We start from the raw sequence: 22740 nt of genomic DNA, 5'->3' as shown, positions 1-22740 counted from the left end.
GGAGTTTGCCATGACTGCCCATCTGTCCGCCGAGCCTGTATCAAAGAGTGTGAAAGTCGGCGCGCGCGAAGCCTATTATACCATCTGCCCGGTCTTCGTGGCCTCGCATATCGCGGTTGAGTTCGGTTGGCTCGAAGAAGAGTTTCATCGGATCGGCGCCAAGCTTTCCTATCTGCGCGGCCTGGACCCGTCTGTCGGCTGGTTGCCGCACTTCAATCATACGCTTGATCATCTGTTCCGCGATGGCGGTAATATTCCTTCGATCTCGGCGCGGGCGGATGTGACCGATACGCTTCTGATCGGTCTGACGGCAGGCCATCATGGCGGCAGCATTCTGGTGCATAGGGACGCCGATATCCATCGCGTCGCCGATCTGGCGGGCAAGAGGTTCGGCCTCTATCGCAGCCTGAACAAGGACAAGGTGGATTGGTGGCGCGCCACCGGCCATCGTGGCCTGGATCTGGCGTTGCGGCTCGCGGGGCTGACGCGGAGGGACATTGACGTCGTCGATATCGAAATCAATGAAGAGCCTGTCGGTGGCGCGCGTCGTCCCTCCGAATTGTGGACCAACAAGCGCCGCGCCGAGATCGCCTTTACGCCTGAGGTGAAGGCCCTGGCTGAGGGCAGGGTTGATGCCGTCTATACCAGCGAAGGGCGGGCCCTGCGGCTGCAACGTAGCGGCGCGTTCAAGGTGATTGAGGATCTGTCGCGCTATCCGGACTGGACCTTGCAGGTGGCCAATAGCCCCTATGCGATCACCGTCAACGCCGATTTCGCCAAGAAGAATCGCGACATCATCGTCGCCTTCCTGCGCGCCGCCGTGCGCGCCGGTCATTGGGCCAACGCCAATCGCGATGCCGCCGCCAGCATTCTGGCGCGCGTCACCTATTATCCAAGCGCCGAGGATATCGCGGCGGTGACCCGCCATCTCGACTTCGTGCCCAATCTGTCGCCGCTCAATCTGGCGGGCGTCGATGTGCAGAAAGCCTTCCTGCTGCAGGAAGGCTATATACATAACGATTTCGCGCTCGCCGATTGGGCCGATGCGAGCTTCCTTGAGGAAGCCCATGCCAAGCCTGATCTACATGCCGCGGCCTGAGGACAAAGCAATGGCCGCAGAACCATCAGTTAAGGCTGGCAAGCTGACGTTGCGCCACGTCAGCAAATCGTACGATGTCGACGGGCGGGATCTCCTCGTCCTCGACAATGTCGATCTGACGATCGCGCCCGGCGAATTCACCAGCATTGTCGGCCCGAGCGGCTGCGGCAAGTCGACCTTGCTGCGGTTGATCGTCGGGCTCGACGATGAATATGCAGGCGACATCCAGCTTGATGATGAACGGATCGTCGGGACGAGCCTGAAGCGCGGTATCGTCTTCCAGGATCATCGATTGTTGCCGTGGTTGACGCTCGAGCGCAATATCGAATTGGGTCTCGAAAATTCCGACGTGCCGCGCGCGGCGCGACGCGCGGCGGTGGCGGATTTGCTCGATCTCGTTGGCCTCAACGGGTTTGAGAAAGTCTTTCCCTACCAGCTCTCAGGCGGCATGGCGCAGCGTGCCGCCATCGCGCGCGGGCTTGTCACCAAGCCGGAGGTTTTGCTTCTCGATGAACCGCTCGGCGCCCTTGACGCATTGACGCGCCAAAGGCTGCAGGAAGAGCTGCTGACCATATGGGAAGCCGAGCAGGTGACGATGGTTCTCGTCACCCATGATGTGGAAGAGGCGATCTATCTGAGCAAGCGGGTGATCGTCATGCATCCCAACCCGGGCCGCATCGCCGCCGATATCGCCATCGATCTGCCTTATCCGCGCGATCGCGCCAGCGACGACTTCGCGCGTATCAGGCGCGAAGTCCTCGATGCGATGGGCGCCTCGACCCATGTGATGATCCCGAGGCGGCCGAAGTCTGCACCGGTGGTGGATGCCAGCGTCGCGATTGGCCGAATCTAGTGTCGGCTCAGCCGATCTCGATGTCGAGGCCGAGATCGAGGATCGGCGCCGAATTGGTGAGGGCGCCCAACGACAGCATATCGACGCCGCTTTCCGCGACCGCCTTCGCCGTTTCGGCGGAAATGCCGCCGGAGGCTTCGGTCTTCATGCGGCCAGCGATCATCTTCACGCCCTCGGCCATTTGCGCCGGGGTCATGTTGTCCAACAACACCACGTCGGCGCCTTCCTCGATCACCTCTTTGAGCTGATCGAGGTTGTCGACTTCGATTTCGATCTTCACCATATGACCGACGGAGGCTTTGGCGGCGCGCAGCGCCGGCTTGATACCGCCGCAAACGGCGATGTGGTTGTCCTTGATCAGCACGGCATCGTCGAGGCCGAAGCGGTGGTTCATGCCACCACCGCAGCGGATGGCGTATTTCTGGAAGACGCGCAGGTTCGGCGTCGTCTTGCGCGTGCAGATCACCTTCGCCTTGGTGTGCTTGGTCAGCGCGACGAGTTTCGCGGTCATCGTGGCGATGCCGGACATGTGGCAGATGAAATTCAAAGCCGTCCGCTCTGCGGTGAGAATGGCGCGGGCATCGCCCGTGATGCGTGCCACGGGCGTGCGCGGCACGGTGATCTCGTCGCCGTCCTTGGCCAGATATTCGAAGGTGAGGCTTGGGTCGGTGATCTTGAAGGCGGCTTCCGCAACCGACAGGCCGGAGATCGTGCCGGGCTTGCGCGGCGCCAGGACGGCGCGGGCCTGGGTGCCCTCGGGAATACAGGCCAGGGACGTGATGTCGCCGACGCGGCCATTATCTTCCTCCAGGGCGGCGCGCACAACCTTGTCGATAAGTAGCGGATTCAGAAACAAATTGGTCATGGACGCCTCAGTCGATCTCTTATTGGCAATTTCTCGCCGGACAGTCAGGATGGCTTCAGCTGCGGCTTTTAAGGGTAAGAGGTTCCCCTGTCGAGCTAGAGTGGCAGGCGGTTTGCTTCCTTAACGACCGGTCGGGATAGGCGTCGCCAAGCCGACCGGAAGTGTGTAGCCTTTGTGTTGAAATGGATCGGAGCATCCATGGCGGGAGTGGAGAAGCAGATGGTAGGTCGGTCGGTATTGCGTATCGTCGCCTTGGCCGGTGCTGTGGCCAGCGGATTTTTTATGACAACTGGTGCGGCTTCTGCCGCGATGTCGTTTCGTTTCGCCCAGGCGGGCGATCCACAGACCTGCGGAGTGAAATGCCCGCAGATCATCGTCGCCGAGGGCGAGATCGTCGAGCAGACGCCCCGGGATTTTATTGATTTTCTGCGCTCACAGAAGCTCGGCAAAAATGTTTATGCCGTGGTTCTGATCAATTCGCCCGGTGGGCGGGTGGTGGCCTCGATGGAGTTTGGTCGTCTGTTGCGCCGCGCCGGTGCCGCGGTGGTCGTCGCCAAGCCGGTGGAGGCGGGCGGTGAGATGCGATTCGCGTCGGGGCGCTGCTATTCTGCCTGCGTCTACGCCCTGATGGGCGCCAAAAAGCGGGTTGTTCCGCCCCAGAGCAAGGTCGGTATCCACCGTATGTTTCTTTATGAGCGTGTCGGTCAGTATGACGGCACGAGCAAACTGACCAAAACCTTCGCCCAGGACGAAATGGTCAATAAACTCGGTGATTACGCGGGTTTAATGGGTGTTAGCCGCGAACTCGTCTACACGGCCGAGAAGACTCCGTCGGAAACTTTCCGTCTGCTGACCCCGTCGGAGATCCGCCGTTGGCATCTAGCTTCGGAGAAGTTCTAAGAAGTCGCGAGACGTTCTTGACATCAATGTGGTGGTGCCCTATCCGGACGCTCTCCGCAGCGGCGCACAACGCCTGACGGTTTGCGGGGGTGTAGCTCAGTTGGTTAGAGCGTCGGCCTGTCACGCCGAAGGTCGCGGGTTCGAGTCCCGTCACTCTCGCCATTTATTTCAATGGCATGGTTAAAGATCTGCATCTGGCGCTTGAGCGCGCCGGAGCGGCCAGGATCGTGACCTGTTTCCATTCATCCCTTGGTTTGACGATGACCCTGAGCAATTGGGCGTTTGGCGGCCCAACAGGGCGGCACCTGTCCCTTCGGCACAACAGATAGGAATATTGTCGTATTAGGACTTGATCTTGTTGTTTCGAGTTCATTTAAAGTTCTTATAGAATTTATACCCCAGTATTCTCACGTATCCCGCCTCGCTGAAGGTGCAGCCTACTGGGGACGTGTTGATGGGAAAGATTCTCCAATTTATCCGAAATGAAACGGGCGCGACGGCCATCGAATATGGCCTGATTGCCGGCTTGATCGCCGTCGCGATCATCACGGCTCTGACGTTTACCGGCTCGCAGATCTCCGCTCAGTTCAACGCTATCGCCAACCACCTGAACGCGACCTAGAGGAAATCGCGTTTCGATAGAAACGCGATTTTGCCTAGAGCCTTTGTTTGAACGCGTCTTTTTGCCGTTTGATGGTTTCATCAAACGGCAAAGCGCTATAGGCCGCTCAATGCGGTGCAGAGCCGCCAGGATAGGCGGCTCGATCCGCAAAGAGCCGCACAAGGCCGTGCGGGCTGAGACGCGCCGCAGGCAGTGCCCGGTCGCCTGCCAGAAACTGAGCCAGGATCGGCTGCTTTTCGGCGCCTGCTACGAGAAAAGCCGTCTGCGCACTGCTTTCGAGCAGGGGATACGTCAGGGTGATCCGGGTCGAGCCATCGGGCGCGACACTCGGCAGCACCCACGTCTGCCGCTCGTCGAGGGCGGTGCTTCCGGGAAACAGCGATGCCGTGTGCCCGTCGGTTCCCAGGCCGAGCAAGGTGACATCGAAAAACGGACGGTCAGGATTCAGACGGTCGGCGCCGTAAAAGCTCCGCAGCTCTTCTTCATAGAGTGCCGCGGCCCGCGCGGCGCTCACTTCGGCTGTCGGGATGGCATGGAGATTCTCTGGCGGAACGAAACGCTCCGCCGCGATCGCTTCAGCAAACATCCGATAATTGCTTGAAGCACTCGTGGGCGGGACGAACCGCTCGTCACCGAAGAACCAGTGGACTCGCGACCATGGCACTTGTGCTTGATAGGGCGGGGCGGCGAGGCATTGGTAGAAGGCCTTCGGCGTCGATCCGCCAGCCACCGCCACCGCAATCCGTCCGGATTTGTCTCGCAGCGTTTGGACGAACCAGTCGGCCAGCGCCCGCGCCAGGGCCGTGGGATCGTCACTGATCGTGGTGGAAAGCGTTGCGGCCATCCGCGCCTCCTTCTGCCGGGTTTCGAGCTGTGCCAAAAGCGCCGTGACGATCTCCTCCGGTGTGCCGGAAACAGGCACCCAAATCGCGTCCTCGTCCAGCGTCGGTTCTTCCAGTGCGTCGAATTGGCTGGCCAGCAAGTGCTCCGGCATGAAATGGCCCTGCCGTGCCGCCAGCCGATCAGCGATGGTTGCCTTGTCGCCATGCAGGTAGACGAAGATCACATCCTGTCGGCCGCGGCTGATCAGTTCGCGATAGGTGTGCTTCAAGGCGGAACAGGCGATGACACCGCCGCGTCCGTCGCGCTGCCAGGCCTCGATCTTCTGCGCAACGAGCCCGAGCCAGGCGCGCCGGTCGTCGTCAGTGAGCGGCGTGCCGCGCCGCATCTTGTCGATATTGGCGGGCGTGTGCAGAGCATCGGCGTCTTCAAACGGGCGGTGCAGCCGCTGGGCGAGCAGCTGGCCAATGGTCGTCTTGCCGACGCCTGACACGCCCATCACGACGATGATGGCCGGTGCTTGTGATGATGTTGGCATCTAGCTCTTACTCTAGCTCTTGGGCGATTTCAGCGGCTCGACGGGGCGCCATTTGCGTCCGTCGCTCCGGGCGATCAATTCGTCCGCCGCCGCCGGGCCGTCGCTGCCCGAATCGTAATTGGGAAAATCGTGTGGGGCCTTCTCCCAGGCGTCGATCACCGGCTGCACGATCCGCCAAGCATGTTCGACCATGTCGGCGCGCATGAACAAGGTCGGGTCGCCAATCATCACATCATAGATCAGGGTCTCGTAGCCGACATAGGGTTCCTTTGCGAACCAGTCGGCATATCTGAACTCCATCCGCACAGCCGACAGATCGACCACGGGCCCGGGACGCTTGACCTCGAATTGCAGCGAGATGCCTTCTTCCGGCGCGATCGATAGCACCAGCCAATTGGGCCGCAGCGCGTCCACCGGCGTGTCCTGGAAGGCGAGATAGGGCGCCTGTTTGAACTGGATGGCGATTTCGGTGTTGCGACGGGAGAGATGTTTGCCCGTGCGGCAATAGAACGGCACGCCGGCCCAGCGCCAATTGTCGATCTCGAGTTTCACGGCAACGTAGGTCTCGATATCCGATGCCGGATCGACGTTCGGTTCGTTGCGATAGGCGGCAACGTCTTTGCCGAGCACGGTGCCAACGCCATATTGGCCGCGCACGGCGCAAGCCGGATCGAGGGGCGGCATGGCGGCGAACACGTCGGCTTTCTTGTTGCGGATCGACGTGGCGTCAAAGCCGGTTGGGGCCTCCATCGCCACCATGGAGAGCAGCGAGAAGACGTGATTGGGCACCATGTCGCGCAAGGCGCCGGTCTGTTCGTAGAAACGGCCACGCCCTTCGACGCCGATCGTCTCCGCTACGGTGATTTGGACATGGTCGATCCGGTCGCGATTCCAGATAGGCTCGAACAGGCCATTGGCGAAGCGGAAGGCGGTAATGGCCTGCACCGTGTCTTTGCCGAGAAAATGATCGATGCGGAAGATCTGATCTTCTTCGAGCGATGTCAGGATGCGCTCGTTGAGGTCGCGAGCTGACTTGAGATCATGGCCGAATGGCTTCTCGATCACCACGCGCCGCCAGCATTTCGGTGCGCCTTCCTCGGTCCGCGCCTGTTTGACCAGGCCCACCGCGCCGAGATTATCGATGATGGGGCCGAAGAAACGGTCGGCGACGGCCAGGTAGAAAATCGCATTGCCCTGGGTGCGGCCATCGTTCTCGCAGGTCTGTAGCAGCGAGCTCAATTGCTTATAGAGCGCCGGATCGTTGAAATCGCCGCGCAGATAGGACATGCGCTCGCTGAGAAAGGTCCAGGCTGCTTCATTGACCTTGTGCGCCTCGAAATCGGCGGCCTTGTCGTTGGCCATGCTCGTGATCTTTTCGAACAAAGAGCCGCGCCAGCCTTCCGTGGTGTTTTCACCATGATCGATGCCGATCAGACGGAAATCTTCGGGCAGCATCTTCGCCCGCAACAGATTGTAGAGGGCTGGAACGACAAGGCGGTGAGTCAGATCGCCCCGCGCCCCGAAAATGACCATGGTGCAGGGAGCGGGTTGAACAGGACGGCGGCGGGGCGGGGATTCGAGTATCTGGATGGGCTGCTGCGATATGTTCATGCCTTCAGCCCTCCTTTCCGTCGGTCGGTTTCGTTTCCACATGACCGCCAAAGCCGAACCGCATGGCGGAGAGCAGTTTGTCCGCATAGGATTTCTGCCGCGAGCGGAAGCGCGCGAAGAGCGAAGCGGAGAGAACGTTCGCAGGTGTCGCCTGTTCGATGGCCGTCTCGATCGTCCAGCGTCCTTCGCCGGAATCCTCGACCTCGCCACTGAAACGTTTCAGGTCCGGATCGGTGAGCAGGGCCGAGGCGCTGAGGTCAAGCAGCCAAGAAGAGATGACGCTGCCGCGCCGCCACACTTCGGCGATTTCGGGAAGGTTGAGATCGTAACGCTGGCCCTCCGGCAGGTGCGCCGCAGCTCGGCCGCGCATGATGTCGAATCCTTCAGCATAGGCTTGCATCAAGCCATATTCGATGCCGTTGTGAATCATCTTGACGAAGTGGCCAGCACCGGTCGGTCCGGCATGGATATAGCCGCGCTCAGCCTGGCTCGGCTCTCCAGCGCGGCCGCGTGTCCGCGCGACATCGCCGGGGCCAGGCGCCAGCGCGCTGAAGATCGGGTCCATATGCGTGACGGCTTCGACAGGGCCGCCGATCATCAGGCAATAGCCGCGCTCCGCGCCCCAGATGCCACCCGACGTGCCGCAATCGATATAGTGGATGCGTTTGCTTGCCAGTTCGCCGGCGCGGCGGATATCGTCCTTGAAATGCGTATTGCCGCCGTCGACGATGATATCGCCAGGCGCGAGCAGCTCGGCCAGCGTTGCGATGGCGGCATCGGTGATGCGGCCGGCTGGCAGCATGAGCCAGATGATGCGTGGCGACTGATCGAAGGACTTGACCAGTTCGGCGAGCGACGACGCACCGGTGGCGCCATCGCCGCGAGCTGTCGTCACCGCCTCGGCATTCACATCGAAGGCAAGGCATTGGTGACCGGCTTTCATCAGCCGGCGCGTGATATTGAGGCCCATACGCCCCAGACCGACCACGCCAATTTGCATCGATGACTCCATGACAAGAGGTTCAGGCAAGATATCCGAGCACGATATCCGAGAATGTGTCCGCCAAGATACCTGCCAATATACCCGCAATGTACTGGTTCAATCGCGTCGCAACTATGACCCTCGGCGATATTCAGTCGCATTTTCATTAGATTGAGGGGCATATCGACTGAAATTTTCGTCTCGGTTACGCTTGCGTTTCATCATCGCGGCGAACAGACGGAAAGAAGCATGGCGAAACGACAAAGCGTGCCTTTCGAGAAACATCACAAGGATGGCAGTCTCTGGGCGCGAGGCCAGACGATTGACGATGTTCCGACTGGCTATTGGGAATGGTTCCGAAAGGATGGAACAAAATTGCGATCCGGCCATTTTGAGAACGGCGCGCAGATCGGTGAGTGGACCACCTACGATCAGAAGGGGGCGGTCTATAAAGTCACGACAATGAAATAGGCCGGAACAGGGCTGACGTTGCCAGACCCTGGCCTTGATGCAAAACGCGTTCAGCTCGCTGCGGCTGTCGCTTCCGGATTGCTGAGATCAGCCTGACTCAGAAAGGCATCGGCGAAGAAACTGTCTTCCGCCAATCCGCAGTCTTGAATGAAATCCCGCCGCGCCGCCTCCACCATCATCGGTGCGCCACAAGCATAGACCTCGATCTCCTTCATGGTGGGAAAGTCTTCCATGACAGCATTGTGGACGAAACCGGTGCGGCCGCTCCAGGCGCAGGCGGGTGTCGCTTCCGAGAGTACGGGGACAAAGTGGAAACCGGGAAATTCCTTCGCCCAGCTTTCCGCCAGAGCGGCGTGATAGATATCCTGCCGGATGCGGCCTCCCCAATAGAGATGGATGGGCCGCTTGGTGTGGATGCCGCGCGCGAAGGCGTGTTCGGCCATCGCCTTGATGGCGGAAAACCCAGTGCCGCTGGCGACGAAGACGATGGCTTTCGTCGAATTCTCGCGCAGCGAGAAAGTGCCGAGCGGTCCCTCGAAGCGCATCAGTTCGCGCTCCTTCAGTTTGGGCAGCAGGCCATCGGTGAACAAGCCGCCTGGCATGCGGCGGATGTGCAGTTCGAGGGCGGTGACGCCGTCGACGCTGGGCTTGCTGGCGATCGAATAACAGCGCCGCACGTCGCCCGGCAGGATGAGTTCGATATGCTGGCCGGCAACGAACATCATATTCTCATTCATCGGCAGGCGCAGATGCAGGATGGTGACGTCGGAGGCCGCTTGCTCGACCTTCGAGACCCGGCAGGGCACCTTGCGCACCTTGACGCCGGCAAGGCCTTCGAGTTCGCGAATTTCGATGGTGACGTCGGAAAGGGCGCTGGCTTGGCACAGATGCGCGAAGCCGGCGGCGCGGTCGGCTTCGCTGAGATAGGCAGGATGCACCTCGCCGAGATCGACTTGCCCCTCGACGATCTTGCCGCGGCAGGTGCTGCACACGCCCTGACGACAGCTGAAGGGAATGGCATAGCCCGCCGCCTGGCCGGCGCGCAGGATCGATTCACCTGGCTCAACCTCAAAACTATGGCCGCTGGGCTGCAATGTGATCGTGTGTGTCATATCGGAAGGCTCGCTCGTAAGGCATTTTGGGACAGGCGGTGCGGGACTTGCCCGCACCGCTCGATCGCTATTGCTTCTGATAGGGATAGATAATATCCGCCGATTTATGTTCCGGCGGCCAGACGATCGCCCAGTTGTTGAGGTTGTTGAGCTGATCGAGCGAACTGGCGGTGAGATTGCGCCACTGCGTCATGATCGAACGCGGCTTGGCCCATTCGCCATTCTTGCCGAAGCGGATATCGCCGACGACCGTCGAGAAGTTCTGCGTGCGCATATAGTCGCCGATCTTGGCGTGATCGAGCGACTTGGTGCCTTCAACCGCTTGGGCCAGAACCTGGCCGGTGGCGTAGCCATAGGGCACGAAGCCATAGCCGAACGGATCGATGCCCTGGCCCTTCGCCCGCTTCTGATATTCTTTCAGTACCGCATCGACGCCCGGGAAATTGAAGCTCGGGGCCGGCACGAACATTTCGGCATTGTTGACGTAGCCGTTCATCAACGGCCCCATCTGCATCTTCAGCGGTGTCGCCAACAAACCGATCATGGCGCCGCCCATCATTTTCGCCGAAAGGCCGGCTTCCGCGGCAGCGCGCACGAACAACACCGTGTCGGTGGGATAGGACGCCACATAGACGATGTCGGGGTTGAGCGCCTTGATGGCGCGCACCACCGGCGTCAGATCGGCCGTGGTCGGTGGATAGCGCTGGTCATAGACAATCTTCAGGCCAGCCGCCTTGGCATTGATGCGGGCGCCATCGGTGGAGTTCTTGCCAAATTCAGCATCGGCGCCGACGATCGCTACGGTTTGCGGCTTGGGATTCTGCGCCATCGCCACTTCGAAGAAGCCACGCGAGAATTCGCGGATCGGATCCTCGCCCAGCGAAATCATCGAGAAGTAATTCTTGTATTGGACCTCGTGATTGGCGGCCGTGCCGAGAATGCCGATGGTGGTCAGATTGCGTTGCGCCAGAATGGGCAGAGCGGCGGCGATCATATTGGTGCCGTAAGGACCAAGCACGAGATCGACTTTGTCGATGTTGATCAGCTTGGTGTAGATCGGCGCCTCATTCGTCGGCGACGTCTGGTCATCGTAGTAGACCAGTTCGACGGGGCGCCCGAGCAAGCCGCCCTTGGCATTGATGTCGTCGCGCCAGATTTCGAGCGCCACGAGGAGTTGTTTGCCGTTGGGGCCGTTGGCGCCCGTCAGACCCATGCTGAAACCGATCTTAATCGGATCGGCAGCCAGGGCGGCGGTCGCGGCGCCCGCGATCGCAACCGCGGCGAACAGCACTCTGGCTGTGCGCCGGGCAAGAGCGTTGGCTCGTGCAATGCCTCGCAAAATCATGTCCTCTCCCTCCTCTGTTCAGTGCCTCGTCGGGCACTGATCTGTTCAGCTCTTCGTCTGGCTGCTCCCTGCTTGCTCGGCGAAGCAGAAACCGCGCGAGAGCGCAGTGTCCACAGCCTGAGCCGTTTTTTCATAATGTTCGGTCAGCGCTTTGACCGCGCGGTCGGCGTCGCGCGCCATCACCGCATCGAAAATCGTCTGATGTTCGGCCCTGATGTCGCGGGCCAGCATATCGTCGGGTGTGATGCGTTCGCGCACGATGCGGTAGCGCTCGGCCTGGTCGAACAACAGGCCTGCGAATTCCAACTGCCAGCGCGAACCGCAGGCCGAGATCAGCGCCATGTGAAATTCGCGATGGAAATATTGCCAGCTCACGCCGTCGTCGTCAGGCGAGGGCAGGGAGTGGTGGAGTAGACCGTGAAAGGCCGCGACAACCGACATTTCCCAATGGACGTCGCCTTTTTCGATCGATCGCCGCAACGCTTCCCGCTCAATCACCAGCCGGGTCGCGGTGGTGTCGAGAACATCTTCATTGGTGAGTGTTGCGACCTTGAAGCCTTTTTGCCCGACAGATGTAACGAGGCGCTCGCCAGCCAATCGCGTCAACGCTTCGCGCAAAGGGCTGATGCCGATGTCGTAGCGTTTGCGCAATTCGTCGAAGCGCAGCGGCGAGCCTGGCGCCAGCCGTCCCCACTGAATGTCGTCGCGGATCAGCCAATAGGCTTGTTCGGCGACCGTGCGCGGCGGCGGGCGTCGATAGTCTCCAATCGCCTCCGTCCCCAGCGCGCGTTTCATCTTTCTATCCCCACCGAACGGTGCTTGACGCCCCTTCGAATTCAAATATCATAAATTCAGATTTTGGAAATTGAAAGATCAATTCCAAAGTTTAACGATTCCGGAGGGAAGGCGTCGCGAAACTGCGCGACGTTCCGGCAAGATGTTTCGACCTGGGGGGAGACAATCGGCACATGAGCGTCGAGTTCCTGAGCAATGCCTTGATCGCGGGGCTGCTGATCGGCTGCTTTTACGCAGCGGTGACGATCGGGATTTCCATCTCCTTCGGTTTTCTCGACATCGCCAACATCGCGCACCCGGCTTTCGTCATCGCCGGCTCCTATGCCACCTATCTTCTCAACCAGGGCGCCGGCATCGATCCGCTGCTGAGCGGCCTTGTGTTGATGATCCCGTTCTTCCTGCTGGGCTGCCTGTTCTACGACATCTATTTCCACGCCTTCGAGCAGCACGGGCGGGAAGGCCTGAGCGGTCTCGCCTTCTTCTTCGGGCTGATGTTCATCATCGAAGTGGTGCTGATCATGAGCTTCGGGGTCGACTTCCGTTATGTCGAGGCGGGTTATCTCAACTCGACCCTGCGGCTTGGCTTTGTCGACCTGCCGATGCGCCTGCTGGTGCCGAGCCTGGTGGCGGTGCTGCTTTTCGCCGGCCTGCAGGTGTTTCTGTCGACCACGTTCCAGGGCCGCGCCATCATCGCCGTCTCGCAGGACCCTTCGGCGCTTTCGCTGCTGAGCATCCGGCCGCGCCGGATCAAGCGGCTCGCCTTCGGGCTTTCGGTGGCCAGCGCCGGGCTTGCCGGCGCGCTGCTCATCATGATCCAGCCGGTGGAGCCGGCAATCGGCCGCGAATATATCGGCCGTGTCTTCGCCATCTGCGTTCTCGGCGGCATGGGCAGTCTGCCCGGCACGCTGATCGCGGCCCTGCTGCTCGGCGTCATCGAAAGCCTGACGTCGTCCTACTATGGCCCCGCCTGGGCGCCGGCGGTCTCTTTCACCTTTTTGCTCGCGACGCTGACCTTGCGTCCCCGTGGCCTGTTGGGGCGCTGACATGCGAATGTCTGTCTTCTCTTTGATCGCCCTTGTCGTCGCCGCTGCGCTGTTCGCCGCTTTCCTGGCCTTCGGCAACGAATATCTGTTCTTTGCCGGCTATGTGGTGCTGCAATATGTGGTTATCGCCACGGCCTGGAACATTCTCGGCGGCTACTGCGGCTATGTGAATTTCGGCACGGGCGCTTTCTTTGCTGTTGGCGCCTACGCCGCCGTGGCGCTGCACAAGCTGCCGAATTACAGCGAGAATAATTTTTCGCCGGCCGTGGCGCAGATCGTCGCTGCGATCTTTCCACTGCCCATTCCGGTTGCGATCCTCATCGGGGGCATTTTGGCCGGCGTCATCGGCCTGTTGATGGGCTATCTGACCCTGCGTCTGCGCGGCGTGTTCTTCGCCATCGCGACTCTGGCGCTGGCGGTGGTGCTGCAAACCTTGGTGGTCAATTGGGATTATGTCGGCGGCTCGCGCGGCGCCACCATCCTGCGGCCCCAGACGACCAGCCTCTTCGGCATGGATTACATCCATTACCTCTTTGGCCTGATGCTGCTGCTCGCCGTGATCAGCATCATTGTCGCGCGCGGCATCGAGCGCTCGACTTTCGGTTATGGGCTGGCGAGCATCCGCGACGATGAACTGGCGGCCGAGGCGTCCGGCGTGCCGACCCTGCGTCTTAAACTGGCCTGCACGACGATCAGCGGCGCCTTGATGGGCATGGCCGGCGCGCCGTTTCCTTATTACGTCGGTTATGTCGAGCCGAATTCCACCTTCAGTCTGATCTATGCGGTCAATGCCATCGCCATGCCTATGGTTGGCGGCACCGCGGGCTGGCTCGGGCCGCTGCTGGGCAGTCTGTCGTTGGGCACGCTGCAACAGGTCGCTTCGGTGACGATCTCGTCCGAGGCAAGCCTTTTGCTGATCGGCGTCATTCTCGTCGCCTTCGTCGTGCTGGCGCCTCGCGGCATGCTCGGCTGGTTCGAGCGATGGCTGCCGAAACGCAAGCGCGTCATCGCGAAGGGAGGGTAGCCATGACCACCTTCCTTGAAATCGATGCTATCACCAAAAAATTCGGCGGCTTCATCGCGCTCGACAACATCACCATCACGGTCGGCAAGGGCGAGCGCGTCGGTTTGATCGGCCCCAACGGCTCGGGCAAGAGCACCATGGTCAATTGCCTGAGTGGCGTCTTCTCGCCTGAACTGGGGGCGATCCGCTTTCTCGGTCAGGATCTGCGCGGCCTGCGCGCTTACGAGCGCACTCGCCTGGGCGTTGCCCGCAGCTTCCAGCTGCCAAAGCCGTTCCGCTCCCTCACCATTGCCGAAAATGTCCGCGTGCCATTGCTCTACGGCCGCAGTCCGCCCAAGGCGATCGACGAGCATTGCCATGATCTGCTGGCGCGCGTCGCCTTGCAGGACAAGGCCGACTGGCTGCCGGCGTCGCTCACCCAGGTCGAATTGCGCAAGCTGGAACTGATCCGCGCCGTGGCGACGGAGCCGAAGCTGCTGCTCGCCGATGAAGCCATGGCGGGCCTCTCGGGCTCGGAAGTCACCGAGATCGTCGCCTTCCTGCGCCAGCTGAGCACCGATGGCGTGACGATCATCATGATCGAACACATCATGTCGGCGGTGATGAGTTTTTCCGATCGTCTCGTGGTTCTCGTCTCTGGCAAGAAAGTGGCCGATGGCGATCCGCAGGCGGTGGTGAAGGATCCGATCGTAGAGAGTGCCTACCTTGGACAATAGCATCGCCATCCGAAACCTGTCGGCGGGATATGGCGCGGTCCGTGTCCTTGAGGACGTGTCGCTCGATGTCGCTTCGGGGCAGACGGCGGTGCTGCTTGGCGTCAACGGCAACGGCAAGAGTACGCTGATCAAATGCATCATGGGCATGTGCAAGCCGAGCGTCGGTTCGATCGAGGCCCACATCGATGGGCAGCCCCATGATCTCCTGAAGCTGACGACGGAAGAGATTGTCGATCTCGGCATAGGCCTGGTGCCGGAAGGCCGTCGCCTGTTTCCGAAACTGACGGTTGAGGAGAATCTTCTGCTTGGCGCCTATCGCCCAGCTGCACGCGCCAAGCGTGTCGCCAATCTCGATTTCGTCTTCGAGACCTTTCCACGCCTCGCCGAGCGGCGTCGTCAGCCGGTCGCGCTGATGAGCGGCGGTGAACAGCAGATGGTGGCGCTGGGGCGGGCGCTGATGCTGGAGCCGAAGATCCTTATCGTTGACGAACCTTCCGTCGGCCTCGCGCCGATCTTCGTCGCGCGTACCATCGACGTCATCGACCAGTTGAAGCGGCTGAAGAACCTCACCGTGCTGATGGCCGAGCAGAATTTCAACCAGGCCATCCGCGTCGCCGATGCCGGCTATGTGATCGTCCACGGCCAGATCGCCTTCACCGGCCGCAGCCGCGACGAACTCAACAACAGCGATCTGATCCGGCGGCTTTATCTCGGCGCATAGAGGACTCTGTATGGCTGACACGATCGACGTCATCGCCTTTCCGGGCGGGTTCAACCTGCCGATCTGGGCGGCGATCGATAAGGGTTACTTCGCCGCCCGCGATCTCGACGTGCGCCTGCATTACACCGGGAGCTCGGTCGAACAGGTGACCGCATTGGTCAGCGGCAAATGCCAGATCGGTCTCACCGGCTTCGACAACATCGTCGCCTATCAGGAAGGGCAGGGCGAAGTGCAGCTCGATCGCGCGCCCGATCTCTTCGCCTTCATGGGCAGCGACAGTGCTTTCCTCAGCCTGGTGGCGACGGCTGACATCGCCTCCTATGCCGATCTCAAGGGCCGCAAGATCGCCGTCGATGCCATGACGACAGGCTTCGCCTTCGTCCTCAGAGAAATGCTCGAGCGTAATGGCGTCGCGACTTCGGACGTGAACTTCGAGCGCGCCGGCGGCGTTGTCGAGCGCTTCCAGGGGCTGAAGGAGGGCCGTTTTGCTGCCACTCTGGTGCTGACGCCCTTCGAGCTGATGGCGGAAGCGGCCGGTTGCCGCGTCCTGCAAAGCGCCGCCACCCTGATTCCCCATTACCAGGGCGTCGTCGGCTGCGCCGGGCGGGCCTGGGCCAGCGCGCATCGCTCAGAGCTGGAGCGGTTCATCGCCGGATATCTGGAGGCGCTGCGCTGGTTGTTCAGCGCGGGTGGCATGCAGGATGCGCATGGCTTGTTGCAATCTCGCCTGCCGCAAATGCCGCCTGCGCTCATCCCGGTCACCTGTCGCAAGCTGCTGGCGGCCGAGGGCGGTTTCGAGCCGAGCGCGAAACTGGACCCTCTGGGCATGGATATGGTGCTGACATTGCGCAGTAAATTCGCCCTTCCGCCGAAACAGTTGGGCGATCACGGCAAGTTTATCGACGAAAGCTACTATCTGAATGCCGCGCGTGCGTGAGGGCGATCGGGCCGACGGGTGACGCTAGTGGGGATTCGACTTCCCGCGAATCTGGGCTAGAGGAAGCGCATCCCGCCACACCGGATTTCCCAGTGCCACCCGATCCGTCCCCCTCCGATCGCATCATTCCCCTGGGGGAATTGTTTGTCGGCTTCATGCTGATCGGCATGCTGGGTTTTGGTGGCATCGCCGCCAGCGCCAATTACGTCATCGTCGAGCGTAACCGCTGGATGACCATGAAAGAATTCGTGGAATTGTTCGGAATTGCGTCGGTTCTCCCGGGCGGCAATATTCTCAATGCTTCGGTGATGCTCGGCGACCGCCACCACGGCGTTCTGGGAGCGGCTGTGTGCCTGTTCTCGCTGCTGTTGATGCCGCTGATCATTCTCCTCATAATCGTAACGACTTACGACCATTTTTCCTATTTGCCCGACGTCAAGGCGGCGATCGCCGGCGGCGCCTCGGCGGTGGCTGGCCTGATCATTGGCACAGGCCTGAAAATGGCTCGCGGCCTGGATCGCACAATCGTCGCCGCGGTGTTTGGCCTGGCCACCTTCCTGTCGATCGGGATTTTCCGCCTGCCACTGGCCGTCGTAGTGCTGACGATTGTGCCGCTGTCGGTGGTGACGGCCCTTTATATGGTGCGCCGGAACCCGCCAGGAGGCCGGTCATGATGTCAGGGCTCGTCTGGAAGGTCGCGTTCACCTTCGTCAGCGTCGCCTTTCTGTCGATTGGCGGCGGCAGCACCCTGATTCCCGAGTTTCACCGCCAGATCGTTGATGTGCACGGCTGGCTCAGCAACGCCGATTTCGCCCATGTGGTCACTTTGGCGCAGATCGCGCCAGGCCCGAATATGCTGGTCGTCAGCCTCCTGGGGCTGAAAATCGCAGGAATCGGTGGGCTTTTGGCCTCCACGGTGGCCATTATCGGGCCACCGAGCGTGTTGGCCCTTTTCGTCGGTCGGATGGCCGAGCGGCTACGTGAGACACTTTGGCTCGGTGCCGTGAAACGGGCGCTGGCGCCCTGCGTCGTCGGCTTGACCCTGGCCTCGGGGCTCATCACCGCCCAGGTGGCCGATCATGACTGGATCGGCGTTTTGATCACTGCCGCAGCGGCTACGTTCATGTTTCTGGTGAAGCGCAATCCGCTGTGGGTGATCGCCGGCGGCGCCTTGGCGGGGATTGCGGCCAATCGCATGGGGATCTTGTTAATTGTCTGAAGGAAATCCAGCCGTTTACGCACCGATTTGCCGCTGTTGTGATGCGATGTTCATCTTGCGCCGCAACGAAGGCTGGGATAGTCCTCCGGCCGTGTTACCGGTGAGGCGTGCGTGGGGCCGCACGTCGGGCGATGCGGGAAGCTTCGCGCCGGCCCCTGGCGCCCCTGGACAGACCAATGTCTGAACTGATCAACGCCTACCTTCCCTTGGTCGTTTTCATCGCTATCGCGGCCGTTATCGCGGGCGCGTTGCTGATCGCGCCTTTCCTTCTGGCTTATAAGTCGCCGGATCCGGAAAAGCTGTCGGCCTACGAATGCGGGTTCAACGCCTTCGACGACGCGCGCATGAAATTCGACGTTCGATTCTATCTCGTCTCGCTGCTGTTCATTGTCTTCGACCTTGAAGTGGCTTTCCTGTTTCCCTGGGCTGTCGCCTTCAAGGAAATTGGTGTGTTCGGTTTCTGGTCGATGATGATTTTCTTGGGCGTCCTGACGATTGGCTTCATCTATGAATGGACCAAGGGCGCGTTGGAGTGGGATTGATGGCCAACCAGACCCTCGTTGCACAGAGCCCTCAGGGCATTCTTGATCCGGCGACCGGCAAGCCGGTCGGCTCGCGCGATCCGTTTTTCATGCAGATTAACGATCAGCTCGCCGACAAGGGCTTCATCGTCACCGCGAGCGATGATCTCATTCAGTGGGCCCGTACCGGCTCGCTGATGTGGATGACGTTCGGCCTGGCCTGTTGCGCCGTAGAAATGATGCAGCTGTCGATGCCGCGTTATGACGTCGAGCGTTTCGGCTTCGCGCCGCGCGCCAGCCCGCGCCAGTCCGACGTGATGATCGTCGCTGGCACGCTGACCAATAAAATGGCCCCGGCGCTGCGTAAGGTCTACGACCAGATGCCCGAACCGCGTTACGTCATCTCCATGGGATCGTGCGCAAACGGCGGCGGCTATTATCATTATTCTTATTCAGTTGTGCGCGGCTGCGACCGTGTGGTGCCGGTGGACATCTATGTTCCCGGCTGCCCGCCCTCGGCCGAGGCGCTGCTCTACGGCGTGCTGCTTCTGCAAAAGAAGATTCGGCGCGTCGGAACGATTGAACGCTGAGGCTGCGTCTGCCCTCGCAGGCGTAAACCGGAGCTGGTTATGGACGATGGTTTGAAATCCCTTGGCGACAGTATCGCCGCAGCGCTGCCAGGCGCCATCGAGCGTGTCTCGGTCGATTTCGGCGAGCTGAATGTGATCGCCAATCCGGCTCGGATTCTCGATGTGCTGAAGCATTTGTACGAGGCGCCCGACTGCCTGTTCGTCAATCTCGTTGACATCACGGCCGTCGACTATCCGCAGCGGGAAAAGCGCTTCGATGTCGTTTATCACGCGCTGTCGCCGCGCCATAACCGGCGCATCCGCGTCAAGGCTTTCATCGGCGAGGATGAAACGATTGCCTCCGCCATTCCGGTCTGGCCGTCGGCCAATTGGTTCGAGCGCGAGGCCTATGACATGTTCGGCATCCTCTTCGCCGATCATCCGGATCTGCGCCGCCTGCTGACCGACTATGGTTTCGACGGCCATCCGCTACGTAAGGATTTTCCGATGACCGGCTATGTCGAGGTTCGCTACGACGATGCGCAGAAGCGTGTCGTCAACGAGCCGGTCAAGCTGACCCAGGAATTCCGCCAGTTCGACTTCCTGTCCCCTTGGGAAGGCCAGCCGGACTATGTCCTGCCCGGCGACGAAAAGGCGAAGGGATGAGCGGCGTCATGAACGATCAGGCTATGAAAGATCGGGCGGCGGCCGAAGAGGGCCCCGTCCGCAATTTCTCGATCAATTTCGGCCCGCAGCATCCGGCGGCCCACGGCGTGCTGCGCCTTGTGCTGGAACTCGACGGCGAGATCGTCGAGCGCGTCGATCCGCATATCGGCCTGCTGCATCGCGGCACCGAGAAGCTGATGGAAGCGCGCACCTATCTGCAGAACGTGCCGTATTTCGATAGGCTCGACTATGTCGCGCCGATGAACCAGGAACATGCGTTCTGCCTGGCGATCGAAAAGCTGCTCGGCATCGAAGTGCCGTATCGCGCCCAGCTCATCCGCGTTCTGTTCAGCGAAATCGGCCGCCTGCTGTCGCATCTGCTCAACGTCACGACGCAGGCGATGGACGTCGGCGCGCTCACCCCGCCGCTGTGGGGTTTCGAAGAGCGCGAGAAGCTGATGATCTTCTATGAGCGTGCCTCGGGCGCGCGCATGCATGCCAATTACTTCCGTCCCGGCGGCGTCGCGCGCGACTGCCCGCCCGAGCTGATCGAAGATATCGGCAAGTTCTGCGATCCGTTCCTCAAGGTCTGCGACGATCTCACCGCGCTGTTCCTCGACAACCGCATCTTCAAGCAACGCAACGTCGATATCGGCGTCGTGACCTTGGAAGAATGCTGGAAGTGGGGTTTCTCCGGTGTGATGGTGCGCGGCTCCGGCGCGCCCTGGGATTTGCGCAAGTCGCAGCCCTATGAGTGCTACGAGGAAATGGAATTCGACATTCCGATCGGACGCAACGGCGACAACTACGATCGCCAGGTCATCCGCATGGAAGAGATGCGCCAGTCGGTCCGCATCATGAAGCAATGCGTCGAGCGGCTGATGAGCCCGCAGGGGCAGGGCCCGGTCGCCACCGTCGATCACAAGGTCGTCGCGCCCATGCGCCCGGAAATGAAGCGCTCGATGGAATCGCTGATCCATCACTTCAAGCTCTTTACCGAAGGCTTCCACGTGCCAGCGGGCGAAGTTTACACCGCCGTCGAGGCGCCGAAGGGCGAGTTCGGCGTCTATCTCGTCGCCGATGGCACCAACAAGCCGTACCGCTGCAAAATCCGCGCGCCGGGTTTTGCTCACCTGCAGGCGATGGACTTCATGTGCCGCAAGCACATGCTGGCCGACGTCAGCGCGATCCTTGGATCTCTCGACATCGTGTTCGGGGAGGTGGACCGCTGATCCGGTCCAGATAAACCATGACAGTCCGCCGTCTCGCTGAACAACAACCCGCCAGTTTCGAATTCACCCCGGAAAACCGGGCGTGGTGCGACGACCAGATCGCCAAGTATCCGCTTGGTCGTCAGGCATCCGCCGTCATTCCGCTTTTGTGGAAGGCGATGGCGCAGAATGATTATTGGCTGCCGCAGAAAGCGATCGAAAAAGTCGCTGACATGCTGGCCATGCCCTATATCCGCGTGCTCGAAGTCGCGACCTTCTATTCGATGTTCAATCTCGAACCGGTTGGCCGCCATTTCGTGCAGCTCTGCGGCACGACGCCGTGCGCCCTGCGCGGCGCCAACGACATCAAGGCCGTGCTCGAGAAGCGCATCGGCGAACAGCGTCATGTTTCAGCCGATGGCAAATTCGCTTGGCTGGAAGTGGAATGCTTGGGCGCCTGCTGCAACGCGCCGATGGTGCAGATCAACGATGACTACTTCGAGGATCTGACGCCAGAACTGATGGAAAAGCTGCTCGACGATCTCGCCGCCGGTCGCCCGGTGAAGACGGGATCGCAGATCGGCCGTATCGGTTCTGAACCGGAGCCCGGGAAGGGCACGACACTGACGGACGCGACGCTCTATGACGGTTCCGTCGTTGGCAGTTGGAAGGCGCGTTTCGACGAAGCAAGAGCTGCTGAAAAAGCTGCTGCCGAGAAGGCCGCTGCTGAAAAGGCGGCCGCCGAAGCGGCCAACAAGAGTTGAAGGTGAACCATGCTCGCTGACAAGGATCGCATCTTCACCAATCTCTACGGCTTCCAGTCGCCGTCTCTGAAAGAGGCGCGCATGCGCGGCGCATGGGATGGCACCAAGCTTCTCATCGACCAGGGCGTCAGCTGGGTCATCAACGAGATGAAGGCCTCCGGGCTGCGGGGACGCGGCGGCGCCGGCTTCCCGACTGGCCTTAAATGGTCGTTCATGCCGAAGCCCGACCCGATGCGGCCGTCCTATCTCGTCGTCAATGCCGACGAATCGGAGCCTGGCACCTGCAAGGATCGCGAGATCATGCGCAACGATCCGCATCTGCTGATCGAAGGCTGCCTGATCGCTTCCTTCGCCATGGGCGCGCATGCCTGCTACATCTACATTCGCGGTGAATATATCGCCGAGCGTGAAGCGTTGCAGCGCGCCGTTGATGAGGCCTATGCGGCCAATCTCATCGGCCCCAACAATGTCCACGGCTGGCCGTTCGACCTTTACGTTCACCATGGCGCCGGCGCTTATATCTGCGGTGAAGAGACCGCGCTGCTCGAAAGCCTTGAAGGCAAAAAGGGCATGCCGCGCATGAAACCGCCGTTCCCGGCGAACATGGGCCTCTATGGCTGCCCGACGACGGTGAACAACGTGGAATCGATCGCCGTCGCGCCGACCATCCTGCGTCGCGGCGCCAGCTGGTTCCTCGGCTTCGGCCAGAAGAACAACGCCGGCACAAAACTGTTCTGCGTCTCCGGCCACGTCAACAAGCCGTGCAATGTCGAAGAGGCGATGAGCATTCCGTTCCGCGAGCTTATCGACAAGCATTGCGGCGGCATCCGTGGCGGCTGGGACAATCTGCTGGCGGTGATTCCCGGCGGCTCGTCGGTGCGTTGCGTGCCGGCCGATCAGATCATCGATTGCCCGATGGATTTCGACAGCCTGTCGAAGCTGCGCTCCGGCCTCGGCACGGCGGCAGTGATCGTCATGGACAAGTCGACCGACATCGTCCGCGCCATCGCCCGCATTTCCTATTTCTACAAGCACGAGAGCTGCGGTCAGTGCACGCCGTGCCGCGAAGGCACCGGTTGGATGTGGCGCGTGCTTAACCGCATGGCCGAAGGCCGCGCCCAGAAGCGTGAGATCGACATGCTGCTCGATGTGTCGAAACAAATTGAAGGCCACACCATCTGCGCGCTCGGCGACGCGGCGGCTTGGCCGATCCAGGGGCTCATCACCCATTTCCGGCATGAGATCGAAAAGCGCATCGACGATTATTCCGCCAATCCGCACAGCGAAACTGTGCGTATGGCGGCGGAATAAGACGA

General features: G+C 60.9%; 24 protein-coding genes, 1 tRNA gene and 1 pseudogene. 19 read left to right on the top strand and 7 right to left on the bottom strand.

Annotation, left to right across the window (positions count from 1 at the left end):
* Window positions 1–10: 10 nt before the first annotated feature.
* Window positions 11–1099 (top strand): ABC transporter substrate-binding protein, encoded by a 1089-nt coding sequence (locus BLW50_RS11610; RefSeq protein ID WP_090702092.1) that lies wholly within the window; start codon window positions 11–13, stop codon window positions 1097–1099.
* 10 nt (window positions 1100–1109) lie between these two features.
* Window positions 1110–1952: an ABC transporter ATP-binding protein gene (locus BLW50_RS11605; protein ID WP_090709008.1), complete on the top strand. Its 843-nt coding sequence runs from the start codon at window positions 1110–1112 to the stop codon at window positions 1950–1952.
* A gap of 7 nt (window positions 1953–1959) precedes the next feature.
* Here the strand turns inward: BLW50_RS11605 and nadC are convergent, their stop codons facing one another.
* Window positions 1960–2817: a carboxylating nicotinate-nucleotide diphosphorylase gene (nadC, locus tag BLW50_RS11600; protein ID WP_090702088.1), complete on the bottom strand. Its 858-nt coding sequence runs from the start codon at window positions 2815–2817 to the stop codon at window positions 1960–1962.
* Window positions 2818–3015: 198 nt separating this feature from the next.
* On the opposite strand from nadC, the gene BLW50_RS11595 reads away from it, so the two are divergent.
* The 3 genes from BLW50_RS11595 (at window position 3016) to BLW50_RS11585 (ending at window position 4339) form a co-directional block, all read left to right on the top strand.
* Window positions 3016–3717, top strand: coding sequence for a COG3904 family protein (locus BLW50_RS11595; RefSeq protein ID WP_139267577.1), 702 nt, complete (start codon window positions 3016–3018; stop codon window positions 3715–3717).
* 85 nt (window positions 3718–3802) lie between these two features.
* Window positions 3803–3879 (top strand) — tRNA-Asp (locus tag BLW50_RS11590).
* 289 nt (window positions 3880–4168) lie between these two features.
* Entirely contained in the window at window positions 4169–4339 is a 171-nt protein-coding gene (locus tag BLW50_RS11585; protein WP_210186069.1) for a Flp family type IVb pilin, read from the top strand.
* A gap of 106 nt (window positions 4340–4445) precedes the next feature.
* Here BLW50_RS11585 and pgl read toward each other — a convergent pair whose 3' ends face one another.
* From pgl to gnd, 3 genes are all read right to left on the bottom strand, one after another.
* Entirely contained in the window at window positions 4446–5717 is a 1272-nt protein-coding gene (pgl, locus tag BLW50_RS31050) for a 6-phosphogluconolactonase (protein WP_090702078.1), read from the bottom strand.
* A 12-nt stretch (window positions 5718–5729) separates the two neighbouring features.
* Window positions 5730–7250 (bottom strand): glucose-6-phosphate dehydrogenase, encoded by a 1521-nt coding sequence (gene zwf, locus BLW50_RS11575; protein ID WP_090702075.1) that lies wholly within the window; start codon window positions 7248–7250, stop codon window positions 5730–5732.
* 82 nt (window positions 7251–7332) lie between these two features.
* Window positions 7333–8328: a phosphogluconate dehydrogenase (NAD(+)-dependent, decarboxylating) gene (gnd, locus tag BLW50_RS11570; RefSeq protein WP_090702073.1), complete on the bottom strand. Its 996-nt coding sequence runs from the start codon at window positions 8326–8328 to the stop codon at window positions 7333–7335.
* A 231-nt stretch (window positions 8329–8559) separates the two neighbouring features.
* Here gnd and BLW50_RS11565 point away from each other — a divergent pair, with 231 nt between their 5' ends.
* Complete coding sequence (locus BLW50_RS11565) at window positions 8560–8781, top strand: toxin-antitoxin system YwqK family antitoxin (RefSeq protein ID WP_090702070.1); 222 nt, start codon at window positions 8560–8562, stop codon at window positions 8779–8781.
* A gap of 50 nt (window positions 8782–8831) precedes the next feature.
* Here BLW50_RS11565 and BLW50_RS11560 read toward each other — a convergent pair whose 3' ends face one another.
* The 3 genes from BLW50_RS11560 to BLW50_RS11550 all read right to left on the bottom strand — a co-directional run bounded on the left by BLW50_RS11560 (window position 8832) and on the right by BLW50_RS11550 (window position 12033).
* Complete coding sequence (locus BLW50_RS11560) at window positions 8832–9893, bottom strand: CDP-6-deoxy-delta-3,4-glucoseen reductase (protein WP_090702067.1); 1062 nt, start codon at window positions 9891–9893, stop codon at window positions 8832–8834.
* Window positions 9894–9960: 67 nt separating this feature from the next.
* Window positions 9961–11238, bottom strand: a complete 1278-nt coding sequence (locus BLW50_RS11555; protein ID WP_090702064.1) for an amino acid ABC transporter substrate-binding protein — start codon at window positions 11236–11238, stop codon at window positions 9961–9963.
* A 45-nt stretch (window positions 11239–11283) separates the two neighbouring features.
* Complete coding sequence (locus BLW50_RS11550; RefSeq protein ID WP_090702060.1) at window positions 11284–12033, bottom strand: FCD domain-containing protein; 750 nt, start codon at window positions 12031–12033, stop codon at window positions 11284–11286.
* A 173-nt stretch (window positions 12034–12206) separates the two neighbouring features.
* On the opposite strand from BLW50_RS11550, the gene BLW50_RS11545 reads away from it, so the two are divergent.
* From BLW50_RS11545 to nuoF, 13 genes and pseudogenes are all read left to right on the top strand, one after another.
* The gene (locus BLW50_RS11545) at window positions 12207–13076 is read left to right on the top strand and encodes a branched-chain amino acid ABC transporter permease (protein WP_090702056.1); all 870 of its coding nucleotides are present in this window, start codon (window positions 12207–12209) and stop codon (window positions 13074–13076) included.
* A 1-nt stretch (window position 13077) separates the two neighbouring features.
* The gene (locus tag BLW50_RS11540; RefSeq protein ID WP_090702052.1) at window positions 13078–14100 is read left to right on the top strand and encodes a branched-chain amino acid ABC transporter permease; all 1023 of its coding nucleotides are present in this window, start codon (window positions 13078–13080) and stop codon (window positions 14098–14100) included.
* 2 nt (window positions 14101–14102) lie between these two features.
* Complete coding sequence (locus BLW50_RS11535; RefSeq protein ID WP_090702049.1) at window positions 14103–14816, top strand: ABC transporter ATP-binding protein; 714 nt, start codon at window positions 14103–14105, stop codon at window positions 14814–14816.
* Window positions 14806–15537 (top strand): ABC transporter ATP-binding protein, encoded by a 732-nt coding sequence (locus BLW50_RS11530; RefSeq protein ID WP_090702045.1) that lies wholly within the window; start codon window positions 14806–14808, stop codon window positions 15535–15537. Before BLW50_RS11535 ends, BLW50_RS11530 begins: the two co-directional genes overlap by 11 nt.
* A 10-nt stretch (window positions 15538–15547) precedes the next feature.
* Window positions 15548–16474 (top strand): ABC transporter substrate-binding protein, encoded by a 927-nt coding sequence (locus BLW50_RS11525; RefSeq protein ID WP_090702042.1) that lies wholly within the window; start codon window positions 15548–15550, stop codon window positions 16472–16474.
* A 92-nt stretch (window positions 16475–16566) separates the two neighbouring features.
* Window positions 16567–17148: a chromate transporter gene (locus BLW50_RS11520; RefSeq protein WP_090702037.1), complete on the top strand. Its 582-nt coding sequence runs from the start codon at window positions 16567–16569 to the stop codon at window positions 17146–17148.
* The gene (locus BLW50_RS11515; protein ID WP_090702034.1) at window positions 17145–17693 is read left to right on the top strand and encodes a chromate transporter; all 549 of its coding nucleotides are present in this window, start codon (window positions 17145–17147) and stop codon (window positions 17691–17693) included. The genes BLW50_RS11520 and BLW50_RS11515 overlap by 4 nt, the downstream gene beginning before the upstream one ends.
* A 176-nt stretch (window positions 17694–17869) precedes the next feature.
* Entirely contained in the window at window positions 17870–18235 is a 366-nt protein-coding gene (locus BLW50_RS11510) for an NADH-quinone oxidoreductase subunit A (protein ID WP_090702032.1), read from the top strand.
* Window positions 18205–18804 carry a NuoB/complex I 20 kDa subunit family protein gene (locus BLW50_RS11505; protein ID WP_210186068.1) on the top strand — a complete coding sequence of 200 codons (600 nt, stop codon included), beginning with the start codon at window positions 18205–18207 and terminating at the stop codon, window positions 18802–18804. Before BLW50_RS11510 ends, BLW50_RS11505 begins: the two co-directional genes overlap by 31 nt.
* A 39-nt stretch (window positions 18805–18843) precedes the next feature.
* Entirely contained in the window at window positions 18844–19449 is a 606-nt protein-coding gene (locus tag BLW50_RS11500) for an NADH-quinone oxidoreductase subunit C (RefSeq protein ID WP_090702025.1), read from the top strand.
* 23 nt (window positions 19450–19472) lie between these two features.
* Window positions 19473–20681 (top strand): NADH-quinone oxidoreductase subunit D, encoded by a 1209-nt coding sequence (locus tag BLW50_RS11495; RefSeq protein WP_090709005.1) that lies wholly within the window; start codon window positions 19473–19475, stop codon window positions 20679–20681.
* A gap of 17 nt (window positions 20682–20698) precedes the next feature.
* Window positions 20699–21364, top strand: a pseudogene (gene nuoE / locus BLW50_RS11490) (NADH-quinone oxidoreductase subunit NuoE); the annotation flags it as partial.
* Between the two features lie 69 nt (window positions 21365–21433).
* Window positions 21434–22735, top strand: a complete 1302-nt coding sequence (gene nuoF, locus BLW50_RS11485; RefSeq protein WP_090702017.1) for an NADH-quinone oxidoreductase subunit NuoF — start codon at window positions 21434–21436, stop codon at window positions 22733–22735.
* Window positions 22736–22740: the final 5 nt, after the last annotated feature.

The organism is Beijerinckia sp. 28-YEA-48 (assembly GCF_900104955.1).
Classification (GTDB): domain Bacteria; phylum Pseudomonadota; class Alphaproteobacteria; order Rhizobiales; family Beijerinckiaceae; genus Terripilifer.
Note: the sequence above shows the minus strand (reverse complement) of the source record. Positions and strands in the feature narration are given on the sequence as shown.

Coding starts and splice junctions, on each gene's coding strand:
- BLW50_RS11525 (WP_090702042.1), top strand. CDS start 15,548: ATGGCTGACACGATCGACGTCATCGCCTTTCCGGGCGGGTTCAACCTG.
- BLW50_RS11550 (WP_090702060.1), bottom strand. CDS start 12,033: ATGAAACGCGCGCTGGGGACGGAGGCGATTGGAGACTATCGACGCCCG.
- BLW50_RS11565 (WP_090702070.1), top strand. CDS start 8,560: ATGGCGAAACGACAAAGCGTGCCTTTCGAGAAACATCACAAGGATGGC.
- BLW50_RS11540 (WP_090702052.1), top strand. CDS start 13,078: ATGCGAATGTCTGTCTTCTCTTTGATCGCCCTTGTCGTCGCCGCTGCG.
- BLW50_RS11505 (WP_210186068.1), top strand. CDS start 18,205: ATGGACCAAGGGCGCGTTGGAGTGGGATTGATGGCCAACCAGACCCTC.
- nuoF (WP_090702017.1), top strand. CDS start 21,434: ATGCTCGCTGACAAGGATCGCATCTTCACCAATCTCTACGGCTTCCAG.
- BLW50_RS11515 (WP_090702034.1), top strand. CDS start 17,145: ATGATGTCAGGGCTCGTCTGGAAGGTCGCGTTCACCTTCGTCAGCGTC.
- BLW50_RS11500 (WP_090702025.1), top strand. CDS start 18,844: ATGGACGATGGTTTGAAATCCCTTGGCGACAGTATCGCCGCAGCGCTG.
- BLW50_RS11610 (WP_090702092.1), top strand. CDS start 11: ATGACTGCCCATCTGTCCGCCGAGCCTGTATCAAAGAGTGTGAAAGTC.
- BLW50_RS11545 (WP_090702056.1), top strand. CDS start 12,207: ATGAGCGTCGAGTTCCTGAGCAATGCCTTGATCGCGGGGCTGCTGATC.
- BLW50_RS11495 (WP_090709005.1), top strand. CDS start 19,473: ATGAAAGATCGGGCGGCGGCCGAAGAGGGCCCCGTCCGCAATTTCTCG.
- BLW50_RS11535 (WP_090702049.1), top strand. CDS start 14,103: ATGACCACCTTCCTTGAAATCGATGCTATCACCAAAAAATTCGGCGGC.
- BLW50_RS11555 (WP_090702064.1), bottom strand. CDS start 11,238: ATGATTTTGCGAGGCATTGCACGAGCCAACGCTCTTGCCCGGCGCACA.
- gnd (WP_090702073.1), bottom strand. CDS start 8,328: ATGCAAATTGGCGTGGTCGGTCTGGGGCGTATGGGCCTCAATATCACG.
- BLW50_RS11595 (WP_139267577.1), top strand. CDS start 3,016: ATGGCGGGAGTGGAGAAGCAGATGGTAGGTCGGTCGGTATTGCGTATC.
- zwf (WP_090702075.1), bottom strand. CDS start 7,250: ATGGTCATTTTCGGGGCGCGGGGCGATCTGACTCACCGCCTTGTCGTT.
- pgl (WP_090702078.1), bottom strand. CDS start 5,717: ATGCCAACATCATCACAAGCACCGGCCATCATCGTCGTGATGGGCGTG.
- BLW50_RS11510 (WP_090702032.1), top strand. CDS start 17,870: ATGTCTGAACTGATCAACGCCTACCTTCCCTTGGTCGTTTTCATCGCT.
- BLW50_RS11560 (WP_090702067.1), bottom strand. CDS start 9,893: ATGACACACACGATCACATTGCAGCCCAGCGGCCATAGTTTTGAGGTT.
- BLW50_RS11605 (WP_090709008.1), top strand. CDS start 1,110: ATGGCCGCAGAACCATCAGTTAAGGCTGGCAAGCTGACGTTGCGCCAC.
- nadC (WP_090702088.1), bottom strand. CDS start 2,817: ATGACCAATTTGTTTCTGAATCCGCTACTTATCGACAAGGTTGTGCGC.